This window comes from Virgibacillus proomii, assembly GCF_900162615.1.
Classification (GTDB): Bacteria; Bacillota; Bacilli; order Bacillales; family Amphibacillaceae; genus Virgibacillus; species Virgibacillus proomii.
In genome coordinates, this window is sequence record NZ_FUFN01000009.1 from 83,886 (window position 1) to 106,569 (window position 22,684).

Consider the following 22,684-nt stretch of genomic DNA (forward strand, 5'->3'; position numbering starts at 1 on the left):
CATCCTTATTTTTTTCTATCCTTCCACCACTTTTTAATAATTAATACAATTAACAAAAGCATCCATGAGGTAACTAAGTAAAAAATCACTTTACCTCCTTCTGTCATATCAGAAAAGAAAAAAGCTAGTCCGGCCCATACTACAGTTATAAGTAGTAATTGCCCTAATAATACCTTCATAAATAATCCCCCCGTGTAACTATAATACTATGAAACTTCATTTATGAGCGCTTTTTTTCTTCTTTTAAATATTAGCTGAACTAACTCATATTGATATATCCTGGCTAATTGCCACTTAATACTTTAAACAACGCTAGCCGCTTATATGTTATTATAAAAACAAAAGCGCAGGCGATCATTTAACGACATAACAAACTGGAGATCTCTATGAGGAGCAGATGTTCCTTATCATAGAAAGGAGATCGAAGTTTGCTAGTCACTCGAACACATAACTAGACACATAAAAATTCCACCAGCAAGGATATCGGTTCATAGACAACAAAAACAGAAAGCCGTAATGTATACAGCTTTCTTTAAGTTTACAATCTTATATGTTACGAAGCAAATTAGCCATCTCTATGGCCGCAGTTGCTGCCTCAGCTCCTTTATTTCCAGCTTTTGTTCCTGCACGTTCAATTGCTTGTTCAATTGTTTCTGTTGTTAATATTCCAAAAATCACTGGTTTATTCGCTTGTAAAGCTACTTGAGATACACCCTTTGCTGCTTCATTACAAACATAATCAAAGTGAGGCGTTGCTCCTCGAATAACGGTTCCTAATGCAATAATCGCATCATACTCCTTTTGTATCGCCATGTTTTTGGCAATTAATGGTATCTCATATGCACCGGGAACCCAAGCAACCGTTATAGCTTCATTTGCTACTCCATGCCTAATTAATGTATCCTCAGCCCCTTCCAACAGTTTTTTCGTGATAAATTCATTGAATCTAGCTACAACAATTCCAATCCGTAAATCAGTTCCTACTAAATTACCTTGTAATACTTGACTCATTAATTCCACGCCCCTCATTTATTTTTATCCGATCAATTAATTGCTCTACAGATATGATAATTAATCCAAATTGTTTAGCCATCTTTTTCAAATCTGGTAATCTTGCCATTGTCCCATCTGCTTTAATAATTTCACAAATTACCCCAGACGGAGTAGCTCCACACAATTTAGCAAGATCAACAGAAGCTTCTGTATGTCCAGGTCTTACTAATACCCCTCCTTCTTTAGCAAGTAAAGGAAATACATGCCCCGGCTGATTAAAATCTTCTTTCGATGTGGAAGGGTCAACCATAGCACGAATCGTCTTCGCACGATCATATGCACTAATCCCTGTTGTTGTATTCTTGTAATCAACACTTACTGTAAATGCCGTTGCAAACGGATCATTATTATTCGTAGTCATTAATGTTAATCCAATTCGTTTAGCTAATTCATTTTCAACAGATGTGCATACCAGTCCTCTACCATGAGTAATCATAAAATTAGTAATCTCTGGAGTAATCAAATCTGATAAAGCAACCAAATCTCCTTCATTTTCCCGATCTTCATCATCAACAACGATGATTGGCCTCCCCAATTTTAATTCTCGGATCGCTTCTTTGATTGTGTTCAACTGGTTTCCACTCCTTAACTAAGTATTTTTTATAACCATTTGTAGGGAATTTTGACTTGTAGCTTATTCGTTAACTAAATTTAGTTAGCTGAACCCTTTATCCAATAAAAGTTTCCTTGTAATAGGTTCGTTGCCAACCGTACTCATAAGCAGTTTTTCCATATGCTTCATGAGCATATCGCATTCTATATTAACTTTATCTCCTTGTTTCTTTTCTCCCAATATCGTTGCCATTGCTGTATGGGGAATCAACGAAATCGTAAATACATGATCTCTGATGTTAAATATAGTTAGACTAACTCCATCAACTGCAATGGAGCCCTTCTTTACGAGATATTTCATTAGTTCAACAGGAAATTCAATATCAAAATAGATAGCATTTTGTTCATATTGCCTACGTATAATTTTCCCTAAACCATCTACATGACCAGAGACAAAGTGTCCACCAAATCTAGCATTTGCAGCCATAGCCCGTTCCAAATTAACATTCGAACTGACTTGAGCAAATTGTAACGAGGTCGCCTTCATTGTCTCCGGCATAACCTCCACGGAAAAACTACGCTTATCCAATGACGTAACCGTTAAACATGTGCCATTTACAGCTATACTATCACCAACATGAACATCCTCTACTATCTTGTGTGACTTAATCTTCAATATGATTGCTTCTTTAGAAACTCGTTGTAGTGACAATATTTTTCCTTTTTCTTCAATAATTCCAGTAAACATACTCGCCCTCCTCTCTAAAAATAGTATTTTTGCTAACGGGGTTTATTGCTTTATCGTACTTTTGCACACACAAAAAGCCCCTAAATTTAACTTCAGGGGCTTAACGATTCGGGATTTAATCATGCATATTGGTGAGCTTACACTGTATGTGCAAAAGAAAATTGCTCAAAATAAAGCTATGTCTACTAAGAAGTGCTTCCAACGGGACTTTCCTCATGATTAATTAACAATGAATTACTCTCCCGTATTAAAAGAGAATACTCAAAAAGTTCAGTTTGGAATAGAGTTTTATTATAGAAGAATGCAGTACTATAAAATCTACTATTATAGTTTAAGTATAAGTTAGTCTCCTGCTCCACAGACTTGGATTCAGTGAAAATTTCTTTATTGGCTAGTTTCCGGTGGATTATGTTTCTAACTATATACAAAGCGGTCCTCAAAACTCATTCCCTCGAATTTCGACTTGCAGGACGTACTAGTGTTCTTGTTTTAACAAGACAAGAAATGCCCAGTTAGAAATGTATCACGATTTTTCAAGAACACTTGAGACTTTAGCACGACCTTGGTCTTTGCAAACCTCTTTTTGAATACGTACTTAAAGAAAACACTTTACCTATAAAAAGCATAGACTCTTAGATCTTTAGCTTGCAAACGGCTAGACAAATGCTCTTCCATTTAGCTAGTACATAGAAAAATATAATACTAGTCAATATACACAAAAATATTGCCGTTGCTGCATATATCATTCCTTCTCCCATCCAGACTTTCACTGTCGGTTCCGGACTTACACCGGATCCACCGTTTGTTATATCAAACGGGTCACGGACTTAAAGCAATTAGCTTGCTTCTTACCGTCGGTCGGGAATTTCACCCTGCCCCGAAGGAAATTTATATTTAGTTTTAGTTTGCAGTGATACTCTAACTCTAACATACCTTCATATAAGGATTTACAAGAAATCCACTAAACTCTTAATATCCTAAGAAATCCTACCACTTATTTTTTCTTTTGTGATTATCTAGATAATATCAGTAACAAAAATAAAAAGCAAGCTTGTTAATTTGCTTGCTCTTGTTCACCGTCCAGCCATAAATAAAACGATTTCTTTGCAATTTTAATTAAACGGCCAACTTTTACGGTATGAAACGGTGGTTTTTCCAATAATTTATATACCTATACCTAAAATTTTCATAATATCTTTCGGATTTAGTACCTCTGACATTTGACATCCTCCTCTTTTTTCTAAAATAGTTATAAAAAAAAGCAGACATTTTTGTCTACTCGTTCATCTATATTCTAAGGTAAAATAGTTAGGATTTTCTGTTATTTAAACTGGTTTTCTACGTAATGTTCTAATTGAAATTTCATGTTCTCCTAACATCTCATATATTGACTTTTGATCTTCCAGAATAATTTTAACACTTTCATTCGTTTCCATTACAGCACGTTTAATAAGATGATTCTCCTCTTTTACTTTCTCTATATCTGATTCAATCTTATCAAATCTTTTGTTTATATCATCAAATTGCTTGTTTACATTATCAAATTGCTTGCTTATATTATCAAATTGCTTGTTTACATCATCAAATTGCCTGTTTACATTACCAAATTGCTTGTTTACATCATCAAATTGCCTGTTTACATTACCAAATTGCTTGTTTACATCATCAAATTGCTTGTTTACATCACCAAATTGCCTGTTTACATTACCAAATTGCTTGTTTACATCACCAAATTGCTTGTTTACATTATCAAAACGATTATTTACCTCTTTTTGAAAATCTAATTGACGCTGATTTATTTCAGCTAACAGCTTCATTACATTCTCTTCAAATTTTGACATTTTATATCAACTCCCATATTATTAATCACAATTTATGACCCTTAGCCACATCAAAAACACCATTATTTTCCTCAAAATAATCTGGTTCTGTATCCATTGAATCAAATTCTCGTGCACCAAAAGCAGACCCTAGCATATAAGAATTATCTTCTCAATGGTAACTATTTAACAAATCCCCATCCTCAAACTTATATAAATATCTATTTTCTCCACCCAGCCCAACGAACCTCAATATCACCTTTTACAAGTTAATTTTATCTATTTCCCGTTCCATCTCTCTATATCTGTTACCACTCTTATATCATCAACACTTGGATTTTTAGAGCATGTCGAATGAAGAAATTCATCGTTTTCATAAGATATAAAATCCTCAATCGCTTATTCCTTCTACGTTTCCACATGATGCTAACACTAATAATAAAATTATTAGAAAACCCAATTTCAACATGTGTTTACGCATTAGAATAATTATATAACCAATCATAGCACAGAACTAATATTATATGAATAGCTTCTACTAATCCCCACTTTTCACTGCCAACATATCATCCGCAGGAGCAACTAAAGTCTATATCAACGTGAAAACTATCTTTACCAGTTTATAGGGTTTACGCTTCTCCCCAAGCCACTTGTTACAATAATTTCTATTAATGGTAACCGTTAATCACCATTAATATTAACAGGGGTAACAGAATCATCTTGTTCCAAATATCGCATAACATGCCGAACATAATTAGTATCTTCATACCTTGACCATCCCCATTTTTTGAGACATCGTATTACTAAATTAATTTTCCATTTATTAGCTATATTTCCCTATTGTTATACTTGTTCACAGACCCAATAAATCCATGCCCCATATGTTAAGCCTGTAAGATAATGCCACATCACCGCCAGCATGTTCTAAAACTGTGAAAAGTATTTAACACCTTGTTCAATGGATTTTTCTGGATCAGTTAAAGCATTTCGTAAGTCAAGAGATTCAGAGTTTTGCATAACATTCAAATATCTAACGCCCGATTCCTGCATACCCATTGTTATTACTACATCTACATGCTTTTCTATGCCATTTTTTTGGCATACTTTTGAAAATAGCTTTTGTACCTTGTCCCTAATAAAATCCCACCAAAACATAAACACCCGTAAGGTCTTCATTTTCCTCTTGTTTTAAAAAACCTCCAATCATATCACCACTTGTACTAGACATAAGTACAAAAAGAATACCCATATCAAATAACAATTGATAAATACATAGATTTTTATTTTCCATTTGACCATTTTTACAACAGGTATCTTTTCTAATTTAAACTTCATATTCATCTCTCACCTCCATAAAAATAAAAAAAGGAATGCCCATTAAGACATTCCTTAATATGCTCCCACCCTAAGGCAAAACAGATTTTTATTTTTTAATCTGTCTACCTTAGGGAGCATATTATATATATCGCTCTTTTTTTCTTTCTTCTACATTAGATACATTCTTATTTCTATAAATAAATTTGTAATAAACATAAATATCCCTTATGACGCTTAAATAAAAAGGTTGTCACCAGTTTCCCTAGCTTATTAAATCCACCCATAACAAAATATGGAATAAGACTCATGACAAATGCAAAAGGCAACACTAAAGCAATTAATAACGCTAAAAATTACAACACACCTAACAACAGAAACGGATTAGACAACATAATAACAATAATAATCGTCAAAAGACTAGTCCCGACTGTTTAAATGCACCACGCGAAGCAACTTAAATAATGACATAACTGATTAAAACGATTAAATGATTGACTAAAATGTGGTTCCAATGTATAATGAACCAAAGTTTCCCTAAGTAAATATAATTAACCAAAACAAAAAAAGTGGTGAATGTGCCAATTATCGGCTTTTCTTCGCTGTTTGTATCTTATTATTTGGCAGAATATTTTTTCATTCCTTTCCTAAAAAATGATGCTGTCATTATTCTTGTATTGCGTTATGATGGATTTATAGGAATTAACATACTATCTCACTCATTATTATTTAGGTAAACTTTTGGGCTTGGGCCTAGATTATAGGGCTTCCGTTATTAAGGCTTTTCACTTTATTTCATTCGTATTCGAGGCTTTTCTTTAAGCCTATAAAAAAGCATGAATCACTCAAATAGATTTGAAAAATAAACCAAAATTTCAAAAATGATTCGAAACGAATAAGGGATGTTTTTATTAATGTAAATGCTGTGAAATTACTGTTATTGCTTACACACAAAATATAAGATAACATTCAACTATTGTATATTTTTACATTTTAATTCATCTCATGTGTAATTTCACTTAGGTCATCAGCGGATGAAGCTACTTCTTCAACTGCTCTACTTAACTCGGCAATTATTTCCATAAATGAAACGATTTCATTTTCAATTTTGCTATTTTGATTTTTAGTTTCACCCATCGTCTTCATAATTTGGTAGAAATAATCCTCCGTTTCTTTTAAACCAGAATTACCGTTCTTTATGTCATCCCCTACCTTTTGTAATGAATCTGTTAATTTTTCTACTTGTGTCCCCATATTCCCAATTAATGTAGATACATTGGTTACGGAGTTTTTTGTTTGCTTAGATAGCTTGCGAACCTCCTCAGCCACTACCGCAAAACCAAGCCCATGTTCACCCGCTCTTGCTGCTTCTATCGAGGCATTGAGTGAAAGTAAATTTGTCTGCTCTGCTACTTCGTTCACTATATTTACAATGGATTGCATTTGCTTAGATATATTGATGAGCTGAAGCAGTTCATTTGATAAGTGATTAACGGAACCATAAATCGTTGAAATATTAGTATTTAATTTATTTAGTTGTTGCTTTCCTTCATCTGCTCTTTTATAAGCAACCTCCGATAAATTTGTTCCATTATTGGTAATTGTAATAATTTCTTCCGATTGCGATTGAAGTTGCTGAAATGCAGCATTTGTTTGTTCAGAAATGGCAGCGAGATTTTCCGATGACTCCGCTACTTTTTTTCGTGTTTGCTGTTTCTGTAATTCTGCCTGTTGTTTTATTTTTTCGGTATTTCGATCATATGCTTCGAGTACTAATTGCTGCTCTAAATTTAATAATCTCGATACTGCACGTATCGCTATGAGACATTCCTCTTTTCGCTCCATATTTGCTTCGATAATATCGATCAAAGACAGTAAAATGTCTTGAAAAGCACTCATATACCATTTTGTTTCAAGTCCAATCTTTACATGAATTTTAGCTATTTGTGTTCGCTTATCAAAATATTCCTGGTTGATAGCCCCATTAAACATCTCACCAATATGCCGTTTTAATGTCCGTTTTAGTCGTTCAATCGAACTAGATTGATTTATAATGTTAATCAGTGTCGGTTCTTTTTCTAAATTTTTGTAAAAGCGATCAACAATTGCATCCAATTTTTCTACAACATATGGCTTTAGCCACTTCATAACTGCCAAGTCAAATCTCGTAAGCCCAATCATCTGAATTTGCTTAGCTGCCTCGCTTCCTTTTTCCACTTCTAATTGAACTGTATTCATTTCTTGTTCTTGAATTTCATCCACAAATAATACATGCTTGTTTTTCTTAAAAATCAATGTTCTTCCCCCTCTGTCTCTCTGAGAATACCCAATTATTTCCTATTTTACATGAAATCATACTTTTTACCTACTATTATACTGTATAAAATACCTATGTACGTTTTTCTGTCTATAATAAGAATATCGACACAATTCCAGCAGAATGTTATATTTAGAAATATTTTCCTATAAAAATTTAGTCAGTGCAAGTCTTTACTAAAGGTGATCTGCAAGTTGTAACTTATACTTACAATACTTAAATGAAAATAAAAGCAGACAGAACAATAAATATTCTGTCTGCTTTTATTTTACTATTTACCGTACAGCACAACGATTTGGACCTATCTCCATTTCACGTTGTTTTTCTTCATCTGGATTAATTTTACCCATGTTTGTTTGACGAATTTCTTGATAAGCATTTGGCTGAGGTGGCAAGTTTTCTGTAACAATTTTTCTAAACTCGTCTTCACTATCAATATTTAAACCATGGTTTTCAGCAAATAAAGTTCCTAGTTTTTCTTGAATAGACCCATCATCATTTAATTCTTCAATAATCATATAATGAGCTGGCAACACGATTAATTCATCTGATAATTCTCGATAGCGTTGGTATAGCGTTTCTCTTAAATCTCCTACCCAATCCTCTGCTAATCCAGCAAGATCAGGTCTGCCAATTGAATCGATGAATAAAATATCCCCCGTCATCAAATACTTCTTATCTACCACAAATGAAGTGGATCCAATGGTATGTCCGGGGCTGTATAGTGCATGAATAGTAATTGTTGTATTACCAATTTTGACTTCTTCACCATCTTCTAATGGTTGATAGTCAAATACTACCTCCCCAGCATCTTTTGGTGGTAGCCAATAGGTTGCCCCTGTTTCATTAGCAATTGCTCTTCCGCCGGAAATATGATCTGCATGTAAATGTGTATCGAGTACATGTGTAATAGTAACTCCAGCTTCTTTAGCAAACTCAATAAAAACATCTGTCATTCGTGTAGGGTCAATAATTGCTGCTTCCCCATTAGAAATAACCATATACGAAAGACATCCTTTACCTAGGCGAACGAATTGATACAGCTCACCACCACCAGTTAAATCACCAACTTTAACAGGCTCCATATATTCACTCCATGCTTTCATTCCACCTTTTAGATAGGAAACATACAACCCTTCTTCAGCTAACATCTCCGCAACCATTACAGAAGATCCTTCTTTTGCACAGACAACTAAGATTTCCTTATCAGAAGGGAGGTTATCCAAAATATGGTCCACCCCGTCTATTAGATCAAAGTAAGGAATATTCATATATATGATGTTTTTTCCTTCAATTTTCCAATCCGCAAATTCATTTTCATTTCGAACATCCAGAATAAATAACTCTTCTTTATTAATTACCTTTTTTGCAATTTCTTTTGGTTTTCTTGCCATTAAAGACATTTTTCATTCCTCCATTACATAAATTTAAATTTTATTTCAATCATCTTCAAGAAAATGTTCAAAAAGGATGCCAATCAGCGGAGATGTAGTGCTTTGAGAGCAAAACGTATACTATGGGACCTGGGCAGAAGTATTAATTTTAAACCGACTTTTTGAACAATCTCTGCAAATAATTATCATCGTCACTTATTTTCAACATCTGCATTAACGATCAGCTACTCTTTTCTAACCTAGTTACATTTTAATTATATGGGCGTTATTCTAATATCCGCATATACCGGTATGGGTATTATTTATTGTAAAAAAATAACCCTTTCTTTTATACCCTTCTAGGTAATAAGTGATTTAATTCAGTTTGTCAACTACTATAATCAACTTCTGGCCATGCTAATTTCTGTGTTGTCTCTTAGATAATTTTTTCCAGCTGTCCACTATCTAAATGAAAGAGAAATCCACTTACATCAATACCCTTGCCATAAGCTTTATAGATCGGATGATTTTTAATATTATTCACTTGCTTCAGGATATTTATTTTTGAAAGCTCATCCAGCGACATTTCTTCATTATCCTTTCGATCCGGCAAACTATTTCGAATATGAGTGAGCCATGCTTGTAACTCTTCTTCATTATTACCATTCCATGCAGCATGAATTCCACCACATTCTGTATGACCTTTAATAATAATGTGACTTACTTTAAGATGAACCAAAGCATAGTAGAGACCTGCTGAAAAACTATCATCGTTGTTGGAAACTTGATTAGCAATATTACGATGAATAAACATGTTCCCCAGCTTCATCTGAGAAATAGCTGATGGGCTAACACGGGAATCACTACATGCTAATACAAAAAATTCAGGATGTTGTCCTTGTTGAAGATGGCGAAAAAAATCAGGATCTTCTTCTTGCATCTTACGAATAAAATCTTCGTTATTTTTAATTAAATTCATTTCATCCATATAAATTCACCCTGTTTTACCAATTGCCTTTAATGCTTGATCAATAGACAAATAGTGGATGTTTTCTCGATATTTTGTATGCCAACCTGCTTTTTTCAATACATCCATCACCGGTCCTTTTATCTCTGCAAATAAAAAGGTCGTACCTTTCTTACATGTGTTCATCATTTCTTCTAATGAGTGAATAGAAACTGCATCCATTGAATTAACCCCAGAAAAGTCCATGATAATATATTTCGTTGTTGGTTTAACTGCTATTCGTTCACACAACTTATCTTCAATAAATGACATGTTGGCAAAAAACAAGTCGGAATCCACACGAAAAATCATCACCTCTGGATCATCTTTAGCGTTCGGATAACGTTCTATATTTCTATAAACTTCACGATCTGGAATAAATCCTAACTCAGCAATATGCGGATAAGCATTTTTACTTACATATACAATTAGAGAAAAGACGATACCAATGAAAATACCCTTTTGTATACCAAGTACAAGTGTTGACCCGAATGTTATAAACCACGTCCATCCATCTGCACGATTAATTTTGAAAAGTTGTTTCGCCTCACCAAAATCAATTAAACTGTAAACAGCGACCATAATGATTGCTGCTAGAACTGCTTTAGGAAGATAGTAGAATAAATCAGTAAAGAAAAGCAATGTTAGCATAATAAGAACGGCAGTAATCATCGAAGCCAGCGGAGTTCTTGCACCAGATTGATAATTTACTGCTGATCTGGAAAAGCCGCCTGTTACAGGATATGCAGAAAAGAATGAACCGCTCACGTTAGCCAATCCTAGACCGATTAATTCCTGGTTTGCATTAATTTTATATTTTTCCTTTGCAGCGATTGCTTTCGCCATTGCAATAGATTCCATAAAACCAACAAAGGTAATCGTTAAAGCAATAGGTAATAATGCAATTACAGAGTCAAGATTAAAAGCAGGAATAGAAATACCTGGAAGACCTTTTGGAACCACACCAACAATAGAAACACCATATTCGTACAATTTAAATCCGTACACAGCTAATATGCTGAATGCTACAACAACAATCGGACCAGGTATTTTCTTGAAATATTTTTTGAAAACCACCAATAACAGAATGCTAATTAAACCAATAATAAATGTGATTGGATTAATTTCCGTAAATCTCTTTATTGCCTCAGCAATAAGCAAAAATACTTCACTTTTACCTGCTTCATAATGAACTCCAGTTAAATCCTTTAATTGACTGAGCCCAATAATAATAGCTGCTGCAGAAGTAAACCCGCTGATCACAGCATGTGAAAGAAAGTTAACTAAAAACCCTAACTTTAATACCCCGAGTAACATTTGAATCAGTCCAACCATTAGCATTAGTAGAAGGACAAAAGAAATATACTCAGCTGTTCCTGGTTCTGTCAGTGTTGAAACACCGCTAAGAACTAATAAAGAAACCATAGCTACAGGTCCAACTGCTAATTGCCGTGAAGTGCCAAATAGTGCATAAACCACTAAAGGAATCGTTGAGGTATATAAACCAATCACCGGATCTAACCCAGCTAACATTGCATACGCCATACCTTGAGGGATTAACATAATTGCTACAATTAACCCTGCAGATATATCCCCGCTCAAATCATCCCGCTTATAATTCGTCAGCCATTCGAATGCTGGAATAAATTTTTTCCACAATTTAAAATCCCCTTTCACGTTGATTAGGAAACAAATTCTTTTTTCCTTAAGTCTGCTTAAGATATCGTGAACTTGCATATGAATGCTGTTTTACCCTTATGCAGAATAATGAAATCACATTATTCCCATTTTTCTTATTCACTCTATCTTTGAAGAAGATGACTACTTATATCTAACTAATTAAAGGGGGAAACACCTCTGACTACGAAGCGGTAAAGCTAGATTGCTTTATTCATACAGGCAATTAATCGTTCTTCAATATCTTGAGCAATTTTATTTAGGGACTCATCATTAACCATTTGAATGAGTGCTGTTGGCTTAGGGAGACCTATTTTTATCTTGTTCTCCTCTTGGTACAACACTATTTTACATGGAAGAAAATAACCTGCCATGTGGTTTTTTGCTAACACCCGATTTGCTTCCTTTGGATTACAAACCTCTAGAACTAGAAATGGCTGCTCAAATTCGAACCCCTTTTTTTGTAACGTTTCCTGAATGTCAAAACTCCAAAGTACACCAAAGCCTTCTTCCTTTAAACTACTCTCAAGCGAATGTACTGCTTCTTTCATGGATTTACTTGTATCTAACGTATAATGAAACAAAATAATCACTCCATTCATTTTATAATTAGCTAATAAAGTGAAACTTTATTCCGTGGAACACGGAATATTAGTTGAACCAATCGGGCATTTAGGTGCCGTTTTCTCACACTTAGACCCTTTTGTACCTACTCACGCTCTTAACGCGCGGAGTCTTATGGTTACGGCACCTTACATGCGAGGTAAACCGTCATTTAGTACCTCCCCAGGTAATGCTTGTGGAGGTAAAATTATGCCTTTTTGATCCAAAACTTTAATACTTCGCCTTCTTCCGTGTTTTTAACAATTTCATGACCACCGGATTTAGCCCATGCTGTTAAATCACTTTTTGAACCTTGATCTGTAGTATGAACTTCTAGAATTTCACCTGATTTCAAATCATCCATCGCCTTCTTTGTTCTTACAACCGGCATTGGACATGCCAACCCTTTTGCATCTAACACTTTAACTGCTTCCATTATAAAATTCCTCCTTAAATCTGTTCCTTAACACATTGCGTTTTAGCATTTATTATCTAAAGAGTCCGATATCAATTATATTTTGAAGTCAAACTCTACTTTTTATCAATTTTAAATTAATAGTTTTCCTCTTTCGTTTATCTATATCTAATTAAAAGGTTAGCGTCATATTCGCGTCTTTTGCGTATTCAATAAAGGATGCAGCGCCACCGACTTCGATGCCCTCTACAAATTGATCCTTATCTAAATTCATAACATCCATTGTCATTTGACATGCAATTAATTTAACATCCAATTCTTGCACAATACTTAGTAATTCTTCAATGGAAGGAACATTTGCTTGTTTAAAACGTTCTTGAAACTGTTCTTTTCCTTCTGGTAACGGAAGGTTTTTATGTGCGTCTTGATGGATTAAATTTAAACCTTCGAATGTAAAGAATATTCCTACTTCAGCATCCGATGCAGCAGCTGCTGAAGCAATATTAAACACTTTATACGCATCAAACAAATTACCATTTGACGCAATGATCGCTACTTTAGTATTCGCCATGTTAATTCCTCCAATATTTAGTTATCTTTTTCCATCGGCCCTTCCCATTTTATCATTCCAGGTACGACATTTTTCACATGCTTAAAACCGTTATCCGTTAATTTTCGGGCAGCTAAATCACTGCGATTTCCAGTACGGCAAACCACATAAAGATCGGCTTCTTTATTAAGTTCAGCCATTCTTTCTTCCAGTTCTCCTAACGGCATATTAATGGCACCTGGAATATGACCAAAAGCGAATTCTGCTGGTTCGCGAACATCAAGTATAGAAACTCGTTCATTTCCTTCTACCTTTTTACGTAAATCAGCTAAATCAATGACAGCTTTATAGCGCTTTTCTTCTTTTATTTCTTCTTCGGTTGCCACACGAATATAATGCTTGAGCACTTCTCCTTCTTCCACCGTGCCGATATACTGATGACCTGTACTATTTGCCCATGCTTGAATATCAGCCGTAGAACCACGGTCAGTAGCTTGTACTTCGATTACTTCCCCAGCTTTAAGGTTTTGAATCGCTTTTTTAGTTTTAACAATTGGCATTGGACAAGAAAGTCCTTTCGCATTCAAAACTTGATTTGCTGTAATACTCACCTTTATTCCTCCCTTATTTTTCTACTTCATCTTCCCATGCAAGCATGCCACCAGAAACATTTGTCGTATTGAAATGATAATCAGCTAAAAATTCGCATGCTCGTGCACTTCTGCCTCCAGAACGACAAACCATATAATAATGTTCCTCTTTATTAAATTCATTTAGGTGATTGGGAATCTCTCCTAATGGGATATGTCGAGCTCCAGGAATTTTTCCTAGCGCTACTTCTTCATCCTCACGAACATCAATAATATTTAATTTTTCACCTTTCTTTCGTTTTTCAGCTAATTCTTTTGCTGTAATCTCATTCATACCATACCCTCCAAATTGTAAAATTGTTATTAACTATATTTCATGATGATAGCACAGTCTCATATATAACTTGATTTATCCCACATCTAACTGGCAGTAAGACCCCCACCTCAGAGAGTAAGAGGGATCGAAAAAGTCTAGGTGGGGGATAACTGAAAGTCAAATGTCCGATTGGTTCAAAGACCTTTAGGTCATACCCTTGCGGTACTAACCATGAGTGGGGGATGATAGAAAACCCCCACTCATGGAAGTTTCACTTTATACAAATAAGGTGATGTTTCCATCTTCAGAATCACCAACATAAGCCCCGACTCCGCCATATTCAATATTATCTAGAAGTTCATCTTTCTGAAGACCTAATAAATCCATTGTCATGGTACATGCAAGTAGCTTAACATCTTGTTCTTGTGCCATATTTATTAAATCAGGTAATGGCATTGCATTATGTTTTTTCATAACATGTTTTATCATTTTTGGTCCCATGCCTAAATAGTTCATTTTAGAAAGTCCCATTTTATCCGCTCCACGTGGCATCATTTTTCCAAATATTTTTTCTAAAAAGCCTTTTTTAATGGGTACTTGATTATCCTTACGTAAAGCGTTTAACCCCCAAAATGTATGAAATATGGTTACTTCATGGTCATAAGCAGCAGCTCCATTTGCTATAATATAAGCAGCCATTGCTTTATCATACTCTCCACTAAACAGTATAATCGTTGTTTTCTTTTTTTCAGACATCTGCATACTCCTTCCTCAATATACTTATAGGTGTACGGGTATATTGTTTTGTTAAAAAAATAAGTGATTACCAATATCACTATACTTATAGTATTTATTAAATAATAATTTGTCAACAGTAAATTTTTTTAAAATTCTGTTTATCATTTTTAACTGTTATTTATAAAATAATACCCTTTTACATAAAATCCTTTATTTATTAAAAATCTGGCTGCGATATTTTTATCAACATGATTGGATGTAACTAAAATTACAGAACAAGCAGGAATATCTTGGTAATGTCGGTTTAAATAAGCTAAAGGTAAAGGCATCGCTTGATCGAGCTTATCTTTATGGGATATATTATAATCTCTTAAATCCAGTAATACTGTACCATCATCCAGTTTAACAAGTTTATCTCGCTCCATATTATTTACACCTCGAACCGGGATATACCTTTTATATATAATATAAAGTGTAAAAATTGCTAGTCCTGCGATCATTAAACTCATGCTCTATCCCCCTTTTTCCAAAGATGACTGCAGTTTTAAAGGTCAAGAACTTACATCCATGAGCTCATCCCGCCTTTAACATTCGAGATCTTTTCAAAACCATTTTTCTTAAGGAACTTTGCTGCTCTCATACTCCTCATTCCACTTTGACAAATAACAATAATCTCCTTATGTTTATCTAAATCTTTTATGCGATTAGCCAATTCATGCAACGGAATATTTGTAAATGGCTTTCGATGATTCGCTTTATACTCCTGCGGCGTACGAACATCTACAAACTGTACATTTTTGTTCGTAAACTTACGCTTTGCCTCTTGAGATGTAATTTGATTAATTCCTTTTACTGGTATAAACCGGCTAATGAGAAAAGCAATTGCTAAAATTATAATTATCCCTTGAAATATCTCCATCTACTGCTCTCCCGTCTATTTTGCATCGAAAGAAAACTATGTGTCAATCCTTTGACGTTATTGAATTTTAAACGTGTCACTTTGTCGTATTAACTTTACTTCTGTCAGAAATTTTATAAGTCTATCAATATAAAAACGATTACCACATTGCATTAATTTTGTTCTCTTAAAAACTACTCTTCCTATACGCATAAAGAAGGAATGCTAATTTTTCTTTCTAGGTGAATATGTCAGTGATTTTTAATGTTTATTAATAAAAGCGATTATCTGCTTTTAACAAGTAAATTAACTGCTTCATTAATTAATTCTTCTGCATTTTCACCGTCTGCTTGCCGAATGCATATTTCAAGATTTTTACTGACTACCAAAGCCGAAGTACGATCAAGTGCACTCTTTACTGCTGATAATTGCATGACAACATCTCTACAGTCTTTTTCTTCTTCCATCATTCTTAATATTCCTTTTACTTGGCCTTCGATACGTTTCATGCGATTTTTAACGCGACTATCGTATTTCATTCCTCCTAACTCCTCTCTATATCTATTTTAAATGTTGTCCTATTATTTATTAACATGTTTTTATTTGATTGCAATTCCACTCCATATTATACCCTGCCAGGTATTTTGTCAACCATTAAAAATTCTTCTCTATAAAAACTGAACGCATGAAACTAAATTAGGAATTAAATCACTCGGTTAGCGACGGACAAACGGAAGAACTTCTGGCGAGATAGTGAAACTCATTCAAAGAGCACTTTTCTCCTTTAAAAATCGCGGTGTATTGCTGCCGTAGCTTTCCTTGTCCTGTTGACTCGAACGAACCTGAGGATTCAGGAGCCGTTGTTCTCATCATGTTCGTAAATCATAAGCAGATTTTGAAATGAGAGAAATACCGCTCCCTTATATTCGGGATAAAGTAAATTTTCATTCAAGTGTTGTGCTTTTTTTGGAGCGGAACAAAGGCTAAAACTCGGTGGTACTTGAAAAGGAAAAGGTTACAGAAAGAGGATTTTTTCTGTAACCTTTTTACTTCTCATATTTTTGTAGCAGCAATGTGTTTTTCAACAACTGGTTTAGCGTTAGCATGCTCATAAGCTTGGAGTAATAAATCGACAATATGAACAGCTTCCATTTCATCCGAAAGTCCCTCACGTTCAATTCCTAACTTCATTTGCAATAAACAACCCGGATTAGCTGTAACAATTGTTTTCGCTTTGGTATGAATCGCTTGCTCCATTTTATAATCCAATATTTGCATGGCCATTTCAGATTGTACAATATTATATATTCCTGCTGATCCACAGCAACGGCTGGCATCCTTCATTTCAACATAATGAACACCTTGAATAGATTCTAATAATTGCCGAGGTTCCATAAATGTTTTTTGCCCGTTTTTCAAATGACAGGAGTCCTGATACGTTACAATCTGTTCTGGAAGTGATAAGGGTTGTTTATGAAAATCTAATTCTATTAATATACGGGTAATATCTTTAATTTTATTACAAAATTGAGTTGCGCGTTCAACCCAATCTAGTTCGTATTTAAGCAAATGTGCATATTCAACTAGGAAAGCTCCACAACCCCCAGCATTTGTAATAATATAATCTACTTCTGCCTGTTCAAATGCTGCAATATTCCGTTTCGCCATTTCTCTAGCTTGATCCACTTCACCGCTATGCCCATGTAGTGCTCCGCAGCACGCTTGAGTTTCTGGTACGACAATTTCACAGCCTGCATACTGTAATAGTTTAATCGTAGCATCATTTGTTTTCATAAACATCGTGTCCATTAAGCAGCCCGAGAAAAAAGCAACTTTCTTTTTCCTTTTCTGCTGTAATGGCTGTAAATGACGTGGACGCTCCTTCATTTCTTTTCGCTTTGGTACATTTGGCAATACTTTTTCCATCGTTCGTAGACTTTCAGGAAATAGTTTCATAATTCCAATTGATTGAGCTAATTTTTGTGTACCTGAGCGCTGGTAAAAGCCCAGTAGCCCGGTTAAACCAATCATTCGGTTTTGATATGGAAATACATTTTTTAAAAAAATACCTTTTAAAACTTTTTCAGGTAATGTTTGTTTTTTACTTTGATAGATCGCATCTCTAGCTTGTTCCAGTAATCTGCCAAAGTTTACTCCAGAAGGGCAGACCGGTTCACAAGCTCTACAACCAAGACACATATCGATGGATTCTTTTACCTCTTCACTTGGTTCAATGACCCCATCGACAACCCCTTTCATTAATGCAATACGTCCCCGTGGTGAATGTACTTCATTACGACCTGTTTCAATATACGTGGGACATGTCGGTAAACAAAAACCGCAACGGGTGCAATTCATTAATTCATCATAGTCCATTTTTTCTTTAAATGCTTCTTGAATGCGTTGTTTTTCTGCTGTATTCATGATTCTTCCACCACCACTTGTTGTCTTTCATAAGGCATGAACATTTTCCCTGGGTTCATGATCGCATTTGGGTCGATTGCTTGCTTAATGCTGCGCATTATCTCAATACCATGCTCTCCAGCCTTCAATTGTAAATATGGCAGTTTCATCATTCCCACACCATGTTCCCCGGTAATCGTTCCTCCTAATTCAACCGCTTTTTCAAAAATCTCTGCAAACGCCTTTTCGACTAATTCAATTTCTTCTTCATTGCGTACATCAGTTAAACAGGTTGGATGGAGATTTCCATCTCCAGCATGACCAAATGTGCAAATGGTTAATTGATATTTTTCTGCAATCTCACTAATTGCTTTTACCATGTTAGCAATTTCTGAACGCGGAACAGTCGCGTCCTCTAAAATAGTCGTTGGTTTTAGCCGTGACAATGCCGATAATGCTGTTCTTCTTGCAGCAGTTAATTGTTCTGCTTCTTCCTTCGTTTTCGCTAATTGGACAGCAAATGCACGATTCTCTTTGCATAATGCTGCAATTTTTTCCATATCGCGAATGACTACTTCATGTGGACCATCTTGCTCAATTAAAAGCACTGCTTTTGCTTCCGTTGGTAAACCGATCTTGGCAAAATCCTCCACTACTTTTACCGTTGCTTGATCCAAGAATTCCAATGTTGCAGGTATAATCCGATTCGCAATAATTGCTGAAACACTCTCAGCAGCAGCTTCTAAATCTTCATAAAGCGCTAGCATCGTTTGCTTCGTTTCCGGTTGTAGAATTAATTTTAAAATTGCTTCCGTAATTACTCCTAATGTTCCTTCTGCCCCAACATACAGTCTGGTCAAATCATATCCGGCTACGTCTTTTGCCAGTTTTCCACCTGTTTGAATGATCTCGCCATTAGGGAGCACGATTTCTAGCCCAATCACATAGTCTCTGGTTACGCCATATTTCAGACCACGGAGACCACCAGAATTTTCACTAATATTACCGCCAATTTGCGAAATATGCATGGATCCTGGATCAGGCGGATAAAATAAGCCCACTTCCTGTGCCGCTTCTAAAATATCTTTTGTATACACGCCAGCCTGAACGGTCATTGTTAAATTTTCTTCATCAATTTCTAAAATTTGATTCATGTGCTTAAAAATAAGGACAATCCCGCCTTCTGTTGGTGTAGTACCAGCACATAAATTTGTTCCAGATCCCCTTGGTACAATCGGAATTTTATGTTCATTACAAAGCTTTACGACAGCTTGAACCTCATCCTTATTTCGTGGCGCAACCACGGCATCAGGTAATGCTTGGTACCTTGCTGTCGAATCATAGGAATAGGCTAGTAAACTGGCATTATTATCTTCTACGTTTTCTTTCCCAACAATAGCGATTAACTTTTCTCTTACATCCCTTTTTAACATATGCATTCTCCTAATCAGTAATAATTCTATTTTAAGAAAAATTAAAAGAAAAATATATATTCATAAACACAAAAATACTACTAAGAAATCGAATACTTTTGTACGTAAGACTAAATTTTAACAATAATACAGACGATAGCCAATGTATAGCAACATTAAGTCATCAATCTGTTTTAAATGTAAACCCGTTCGTTCCTGAATACGCTTTAAGCGATAATGTAGCGTATTCTTATGAATATGGAGTGCATCTGCTGTTATTTGTATTTGCATATCATGGGAAAACCAACTAGCCAATGTCCTCATCATCTCTTGTTCCTTAGGTAAATCTTTTAATGTTCGTAAAATAAATTTCTGTTTCGTTTTATCACTTATTTCATATTCCAGCATCTCAAAACGTAGATCAGCTTCAAACAAGATTGGATTGTTATCATCGGCATGCTCGCTTGCTTTAGCTGCTTGAGCAAAAGATTCTGACAGCCGCTCATAGTCCATCCGATTTCCAACCCCTGCATACAAACGAATATTTAAATCACAGTTCACAAGCTCTATAAATCGGCGAAGATGGTTTACTAGTATGGTTTGCTTCACTGGCTCTAACAACATCACAATTCTATCCTGCCCCCACCGAACAAATAAAGCATTAATCGAATAGTCCCAAGCTGATTTTAACTTTTCAAATCGATGATAGGAAAAGCCTGTTTCTAACTGTTTTCGTTTAAAGACAACAATTTGTTTATATGTTTCCATTTCAATATGGAAAAATTTACTTCTCTCTACTAAACTGGCATAGCTTCCAGTGTGGTTTAACCAGTCAAAAATAAAAAACTCTAAATCTCGTGCTTTACTTTCTTGATTTATTCTCATCATCGTGTCCTGGATGAAAAGCTCGGTTACTTTTTGTACTAGTCTAGCATATGGCTCTACCATAATTGGGTCACCAGTAATCCCCAATACACCTAAGGGATTCTTATTAATAATAATTGGAAAGACGACCCCTTCTTGCACACCTTGTAGCCTTTCCGTAAGCTCCTTCGTCATGATTATTTTTTCTTTATGGTTCATCGCTATATACGCACCTTCATGGTAATTTCCAATCCGTTTTGCATCTGTACTCGCTACAATAATTCCTTGCTGATCCGTTACAATCACTTCTTCATTAATTAATCGATTCATTTCCTGAACAATGGAGTTATATAGCTGTTTCGTTTGAAGTAGAATATTTTCCATCCCATCACCTGCTTATTTCTTTCTAGCTTCATTTTAGCATGCTTTAAAAGAAACTGTCTGAAATTTTAGTTTCACTTGATTTTACGAAATCAGTTTTTAAAAATATGTAAGCTTCCAATAAACAGCTTAAGTTTTCTCTTCACTCGAAATGGGAAAAAGATGCTACTCTGTTATAATGAGAAAAAGCTAGAAGCAATCGGTTAGTGATGGACAAACTGAAAAACTCTGACGGGATAAAGTGAAACTTCATTTCTTGGAGCTTTCCCAAGAAATGTTAGTACCACAAGGGTATGACCTAAAGGCTCTTGAACGAATCGGGATTTAGGAACCGTTTTTCTCATCATGTTCGTAAATATTTAGCACTTTTTTTGAAATGAGAAAAATACGGATCCTTACATCCGGGATAAAGACAACATGCCTCTGCCACAGGGGGATGTCGACGTCTAAGCGGTAAGCCCGCTTTTAGTCGCCTTCCTTTTAGATTCGCACCGATGTTAATTTATCGTAGAGGAAAATTGAAGTTTGTTAGTCGCTTGAGCGCTTAAACTAGACGAAGTTGTTTCAAAACTTATCCACTATGAAAAAACGAATGGCTTTTGCAAGGCAAGAACAAAATATCACATTTCACATTTTCAAAAGGAGGTTTTTAATATGAAGCTAAAAAAAGGCAAGGATAATTGCATTACGGATGTAAAAGGAGTACAAGTAGGTCATGTGACATTATATGAGAAGATGGATGAAAAAACGACGATTTGCACCGGTGTAACAGCAATTTTGCCGCATAAGTACAATCTATTTCGGAATAAAGTTCATGCAGGCAGTGCTGTACTAAACGGATTTGGCAAAACAACCGGACTTATTCAAGTGAATGAGTTAGGACTTATCGAATCACCGATTATGCTCACCAATACTTTTAGCGTAGGTGCTGTCTGGCAAGGAACACTCGAATATATGCTGAGAACGACGGAAGAAATTGGCGATACCACGAGTTCCATTAATATTGTCGTGGGTGAATGTAATGACAGCTATTTAAATGCCGCTCGTTACCCGGCTATCCAACCTAAACACGCAATAGAAGCCATTGAGGCTGCATCCTCTAATCCGGTAGTAGAGGGGGCGGTTGGTACTGGAAAAGGGATGGTATGTCTTGGATATAAGGGCGGAATTGGCTCAGCATCTCGTTATGTTACATATCAACAATCAAGCTATCAAATTGGCTGCCTAGTTGTAAGCAATTTTGGAAAGCGCGAGGATGCATTATTTGCAAATTGGCAAGCATTTGATCAAGAAACACCAGATGGCTCCATTATGATTGTTATTGCTACAGATGCCCCCCTCTACGATCGTCAGCTGAAACGTTTGGCAAAACGCAGTGCTCTAGGATTAGGGCGCACTGGAAGTAATATTGCTAACGGAAGTGGTGATATTGCAATTGCTTTTTCTACCGCTACTACCTGTTCACACCAAACGGACGCAATAACCGAGACAAAAGAGTGGCTACGCGATGATCACCCAATAATGAATCAGCTATTTCAAGCAGTGGTAGAGATTGTAGAGGAGGCGGTAATTCGTTCCTTGCTCATGGCAGAAACGACTATTGGCAGATTAGGAAGAATAGTGGAAAAAGCACCTTTATAAGTCAATTACCTAA

At 35.4% G+C, this 22,684-nt stretch carries 22 protein-coding genes, 1 pseudogene and 1 riboswitch; of the genes and pseudogenes, 1 reads left to right on the plus strand and 22 read right to left on the minus strand.

What is annotated here, in order from left to right:
- Positions 1–5: 5 nt before the first annotated feature.
- From BN1066_RS20085 to BN1066_RS03175, 22 genes and pseudogenes are all read right to left on the minus strand, one after another.
- Complete coding sequence (locus tag BN1066_RS20085; protein ID WP_179104276.1) at positions 6–179, minus strand: hypothetical protein; 174 nt, start codon at positions 177–179, stop codon at positions 6–8.
- Between the two features lie 367 nt (positions 180–546).
- Complete coding sequence (gene ribH, locus BN1066_RS03075) at positions 547–1,011, minus strand: 6,7-dimethyl-8-ribityllumazine synthase (protein ID WP_077318048.1); 465 nt, start codon at positions 1,009–1,011, stop codon at positions 547–549.
- A 34-nt stretch (positions 1,012–1,045) separates the two neighbouring features.
- Positions 1,046–1,624 (minus strand): annotated as a pseudogene (gene ribB, locus BN1066_RS03080) (3,4-dihydroxy-2-butanone-4-phosphate synthase); the annotation flags it as partial.
- Between the two features lie 84 nt (positions 1,625–1,708).
- Positions 1,709–2,353 (minus strand): riboflavin synthase, encoded by a 645-nt coding sequence (gene ribE / locus BN1066_RS03085; RefSeq protein WP_077318050.1) that lies wholly within the window; start codon positions 2,351–2,353, stop codon positions 1,709–1,711.
- A 742-nt stretch (positions 2,354–3,095) separates the two neighbouring features.
- Positions 3,096–3,242, minus strand: a riboswitch (FMN riboswitch).
- Positions 3,243–3,678: 436 nt separating this feature from the next.
- Complete coding sequence (locus BN1066_RS03090) at positions 3,679–4,194, minus strand: hypothetical protein (RefSeq protein ID WP_077318051.1); 516 nt, start codon at positions 4,192–4,194, stop codon at positions 3,679–3,681.
- Between the two features lie 903 nt (positions 4,195–5,097).
- On the minus strand, positions 5,098–5,349 hold the full coding sequence (locus BN1066_RS03095; protein ID WP_077318052.1) for a lysozyme family protein: 252 nt from the start codon (positions 5,347–5,349) through the stop codon (positions 5,098–5,100).
- Positions 5,350–6,480: 1,131 nt separating this feature from the next.
- Positions 6,481–7,782, minus strand: a complete 1,302-nt coding sequence (locus BN1066_RS03100) for a globin-coupled sensor protein (protein ID WP_245799682.1) — start codon at positions 7,780–7,782, stop codon at positions 6,481–6,483.
- A gap of 297 nt (positions 7,783–8,079) precedes the next feature.
- A complete protein-coding gene (locus BN1066_RS03105; protein WP_077318053.1) occupies positions 8,080–9,207 on the minus strand; it encodes an MBL fold metallo-hydrolase in 1,128 nt (375 codons plus the stop codon).
- A 406-nt stretch (positions 9,208–9,613) separates the two neighbouring features.
- On the minus strand, positions 9,614–10,165 hold the full coding sequence (locus BN1066_RS03110) for a carbonic anhydrase (protein ID WP_077318054.1): 552 nt from the start codon (positions 10,163–10,165) through the stop codon (positions 9,614–9,616).
- A gap of 6 nt (positions 10,166–10,171) precedes the next feature.
- Positions 10,172–11,842: a SulP family inorganic anion transporter gene (locus BN1066_RS03115; protein WP_077318055.1), complete on the minus strand. Its 1,671-nt coding sequence runs from the start codon at positions 11,840–11,842 to the stop codon at positions 10,172–10,174.
- A 218-nt stretch (positions 11,843–12,060) separates the two neighbouring features.
- On the minus strand, positions 12,061–12,444 hold the full coding sequence (locus tag BN1066_RS03120) for a DUF302 domain-containing protein (RefSeq protein WP_077318056.1): 384 nt from the start codon (positions 12,442–12,444) through the stop codon (positions 12,061–12,063).
- Positions 12,445–12,671: 227 nt separating this feature from the next.
- A complete protein-coding gene (locus BN1066_RS03125; protein WP_077318057.1) occupies positions 12,672–12,899 on the minus strand; it encodes a sulfurtransferase TusA family protein in 228 nt (75 codons plus the stop codon).
- A gap of 151 nt (positions 12,900–13,050) precedes the next feature.
- Positions 13,051–13,449 carry a DsrE/DsrF/DrsH-like family protein gene (locus BN1066_RS03130; protein WP_077318058.1) on the minus strand — a complete coding sequence of 133 codons (399 nt, stop codon included), beginning with the start codon at positions 13,447–13,449 and terminating at the stop codon, positions 13,051–13,053.
- Positions 13,450–13,466: 17 nt separating this feature from the next.
- Positions 13,467–14,039 carry a sulfurtransferase TusA family protein gene (locus BN1066_RS03135; RefSeq protein WP_077318059.1) on the minus strand — a complete coding sequence of 191 codons (573 nt, stop codon included), beginning with the start codon at positions 14,037–14,039 and terminating at the stop codon, positions 13,467–13,469.
- A 13-nt stretch (positions 14,040–14,052) separates the two neighbouring features.
- Positions 14,053–14,352 (minus strand): rhodanese-like domain-containing protein, encoded by a 300-nt coding sequence (locus tag BN1066_RS03140; protein ID WP_077318060.1) that lies wholly within the window; start codon positions 14,350–14,352, stop codon positions 14,053–14,055.
- 258 nt (positions 14,353–14,610) lie between these two features.
- The gene (locus tag BN1066_RS03145; protein WP_077318061.1) at positions 14,611–15,090 is read right to left on the minus strand and encodes a DsrE/DsrF/DrsH-like family protein; all 480 of its coding nucleotides are present in this window, start codon (positions 15,088–15,090) and stop codon (positions 14,611–14,613) included.
- Between the two features lie 149 nt (positions 15,091–15,239).
- Complete coding sequence (locus BN1066_RS03150; protein ID WP_077318062.1) at positions 15,240–15,581, minus strand: rhodanese-like domain-containing protein; 342 nt, start codon at positions 15,579–15,581, stop codon at positions 15,240–15,242.
- Positions 15,582–15,631: 50 nt separating this feature from the next.
- A complete protein-coding gene (locus tag BN1066_RS03155; protein WP_077318063.1) occupies positions 15,632–15,991 on the minus strand; it encodes a rhodanese-like domain-containing protein in 360 nt (119 codons plus the stop codon).
- Between the two features lie 263 nt (positions 15,992–16,254).
- A complete protein-coding gene (locus BN1066_RS03160) occupies positions 16,255–16,509 on the minus strand; it encodes a metal-sensitive transcriptional regulator (protein ID WP_077318064.1) in 255 nt (84 codons plus the stop codon).
- A gap of 514 nt (positions 16,510–17,023) precedes the next feature.
- Entirely contained in the window at positions 17,024–18,394 is a 1,371-nt protein-coding gene (locus tag BN1066_RS03165; RefSeq protein ID WP_077318065.1) for a (Fe-S)-binding protein, read from the minus strand.
- Entirely contained in the window at positions 18,391–19,806 is a 1,416-nt protein-coding gene (gene glcD, locus BN1066_RS03170; RefSeq protein ID WP_077318066.1) for a glycolate oxidase subunit GlcD, read from the minus strand. The genes BN1066_RS03165 and glcD overlap by 4 nt, the downstream gene beginning before the upstream one ends.
- Positions 19,807–19,923: 117 nt before the next feature.
- On the minus strand, positions 19,924–21,033 hold the full coding sequence (locus BN1066_RS03175; protein WP_077318067.1) for a CdaR family transcriptional regulator: 1,110 nt from the start codon (positions 21,031–21,033) through the stop codon (positions 19,924–19,926).
- A 651-nt stretch (positions 21,034–21,684) separates the two neighbouring features.
- On the opposite strand from BN1066_RS03175, the gene BN1066_RS03180 reads away from it, so the two are divergent.
- Positions 21,685–22,671, plus strand: coding sequence for a DmpA family aminopeptidase (locus tag BN1066_RS03180; RefSeq protein ID WP_077318068.1), 987 nt, complete (start codon positions 21,685–21,687; stop codon positions 22,669–22,671).
- The last annotated feature ends 13 nt before the right edge of the window (positions 22,672–22,684 follow it).

Excerpts from the sequence above, each read along its gene's own strand:
- BN1066_RS20085 (WP_179104276.1), bottom strand. The coding sequence starts at position 179 with ATGAAGGTATTATTAGGGCAATTACTACTTATAACTGTAGTATGGGCC.
- ribH (WP_077318048.1), bottom strand. The coding sequence starts at position 1,011 with ATGAGTCAAGTATTACAAGGTAATTTAGTAGGAACTGATTTACGGATT.
- ribE (WP_077318050.1), bottom strand. The coding sequence starts at position 2,353 with ATGTTTACTGGAATTATTGAAGAAAAAGGAAAAATATTGTCACTACAA.
- BN1066_RS03090 (WP_077318051.1), bottom strand. The coding sequence starts at position 4,194 with ATGTCAAAATTTGAAGAGAATGTAATGAAGCTGTTAGCTGAAATAAAT.
- BN1066_RS03095 (WP_077318052.1), bottom strand. The coding sequence starts at position 5,349 with ATGAAGACCTTACGGGTGTTTATGTTTTGGTGGGATTTTATTAGGGAC.
- BN1066_RS03105 (WP_077318053.1), bottom strand. The coding sequence starts at position 9,207 with ATGTCTTTAATGGCAAGAAAACCAAAAGAAATTGCAAAAAAGGTAATT.
- BN1066_RS03110 (WP_077318054.1), bottom strand. The coding sequence starts at position 10,165 with ATGGATGAAATGAATTTAATTAAAAATAACGAAGATTTTATTCGTAAG.
- BN1066_RS03125 (WP_077318057.1), bottom strand. The coding sequence starts at position 12,899 with ATGGAAGCAGTTAAAGTGTTAGATGCAAAAGGGTTGGCATGTCCAATG.
- BN1066_RS03130 (WP_077318058.1), bottom strand. The coding sequence starts at position 13,449 with ATGGCGAATACTAAAGTAGCGATCATTGCGTCAAATGGTAATTTGTTT.
- BN1066_RS03140 (WP_077318060.1), bottom strand. The coding sequence starts at position 14,352 with ATGAATGAGATTACAGCAAAAGAATTAGCTGAAAAACGAAAGAAAGGT.
- BN1066_RS03145 (WP_077318061.1), bottom strand. The coding sequence starts at position 15,090 with ATGTCTGAAAAAAAGAAAACAACGATTATACTGTTTAGTGGAGAGTAT.
- BN1066_RS03150 (WP_077318062.1), bottom strand. The coding sequence starts at position 15,581 with ATGAGTTTAATGATCGCAGGACTAGCAATTTTTACACTTTATATTATA.
- BN1066_RS03155 (WP_077318063.1), bottom strand. The coding sequence starts at position 15,991 with ATGGAGATATTTCAAGGGATAATTATAATTTTAGCAATTGCTTTTCTC.
- BN1066_RS03160 (WP_077318064.1), bottom strand. The coding sequence starts at position 16,509 with ATGAAATACGATAGTCGCGTTAAAAATCGCATGAAACGTATCGAAGGC.
- BN1066_RS03165 (WP_077318065.1), bottom strand. The coding sequence starts at position 18,394 with ATGAATACAGCAGAAAAACAACGCATTCAAGAAGCATTTAAAGAAAAA.
- glcD (WP_077318066.1), bottom strand. The coding sequence starts at position 19,806 with ATGTTAAAAAGGGATGTAAGAGAAAAGTTAATCGCTATTGTTGGGAAA.
- BN1066_RS03175 (WP_077318067.1), bottom strand. The coding sequence starts at position 21,033 with ATGGAAAATATTCTACTTCAAACGAAACAGCTATATAACTCCATTGTT.
- BN1066_RS03180 (WP_077318068.1), top strand. The coding sequence starts at position 21,685 with ATGAAGCTAAAAAAAGGCAAGGATAATTGCATTACGGATGTAAAAGGA.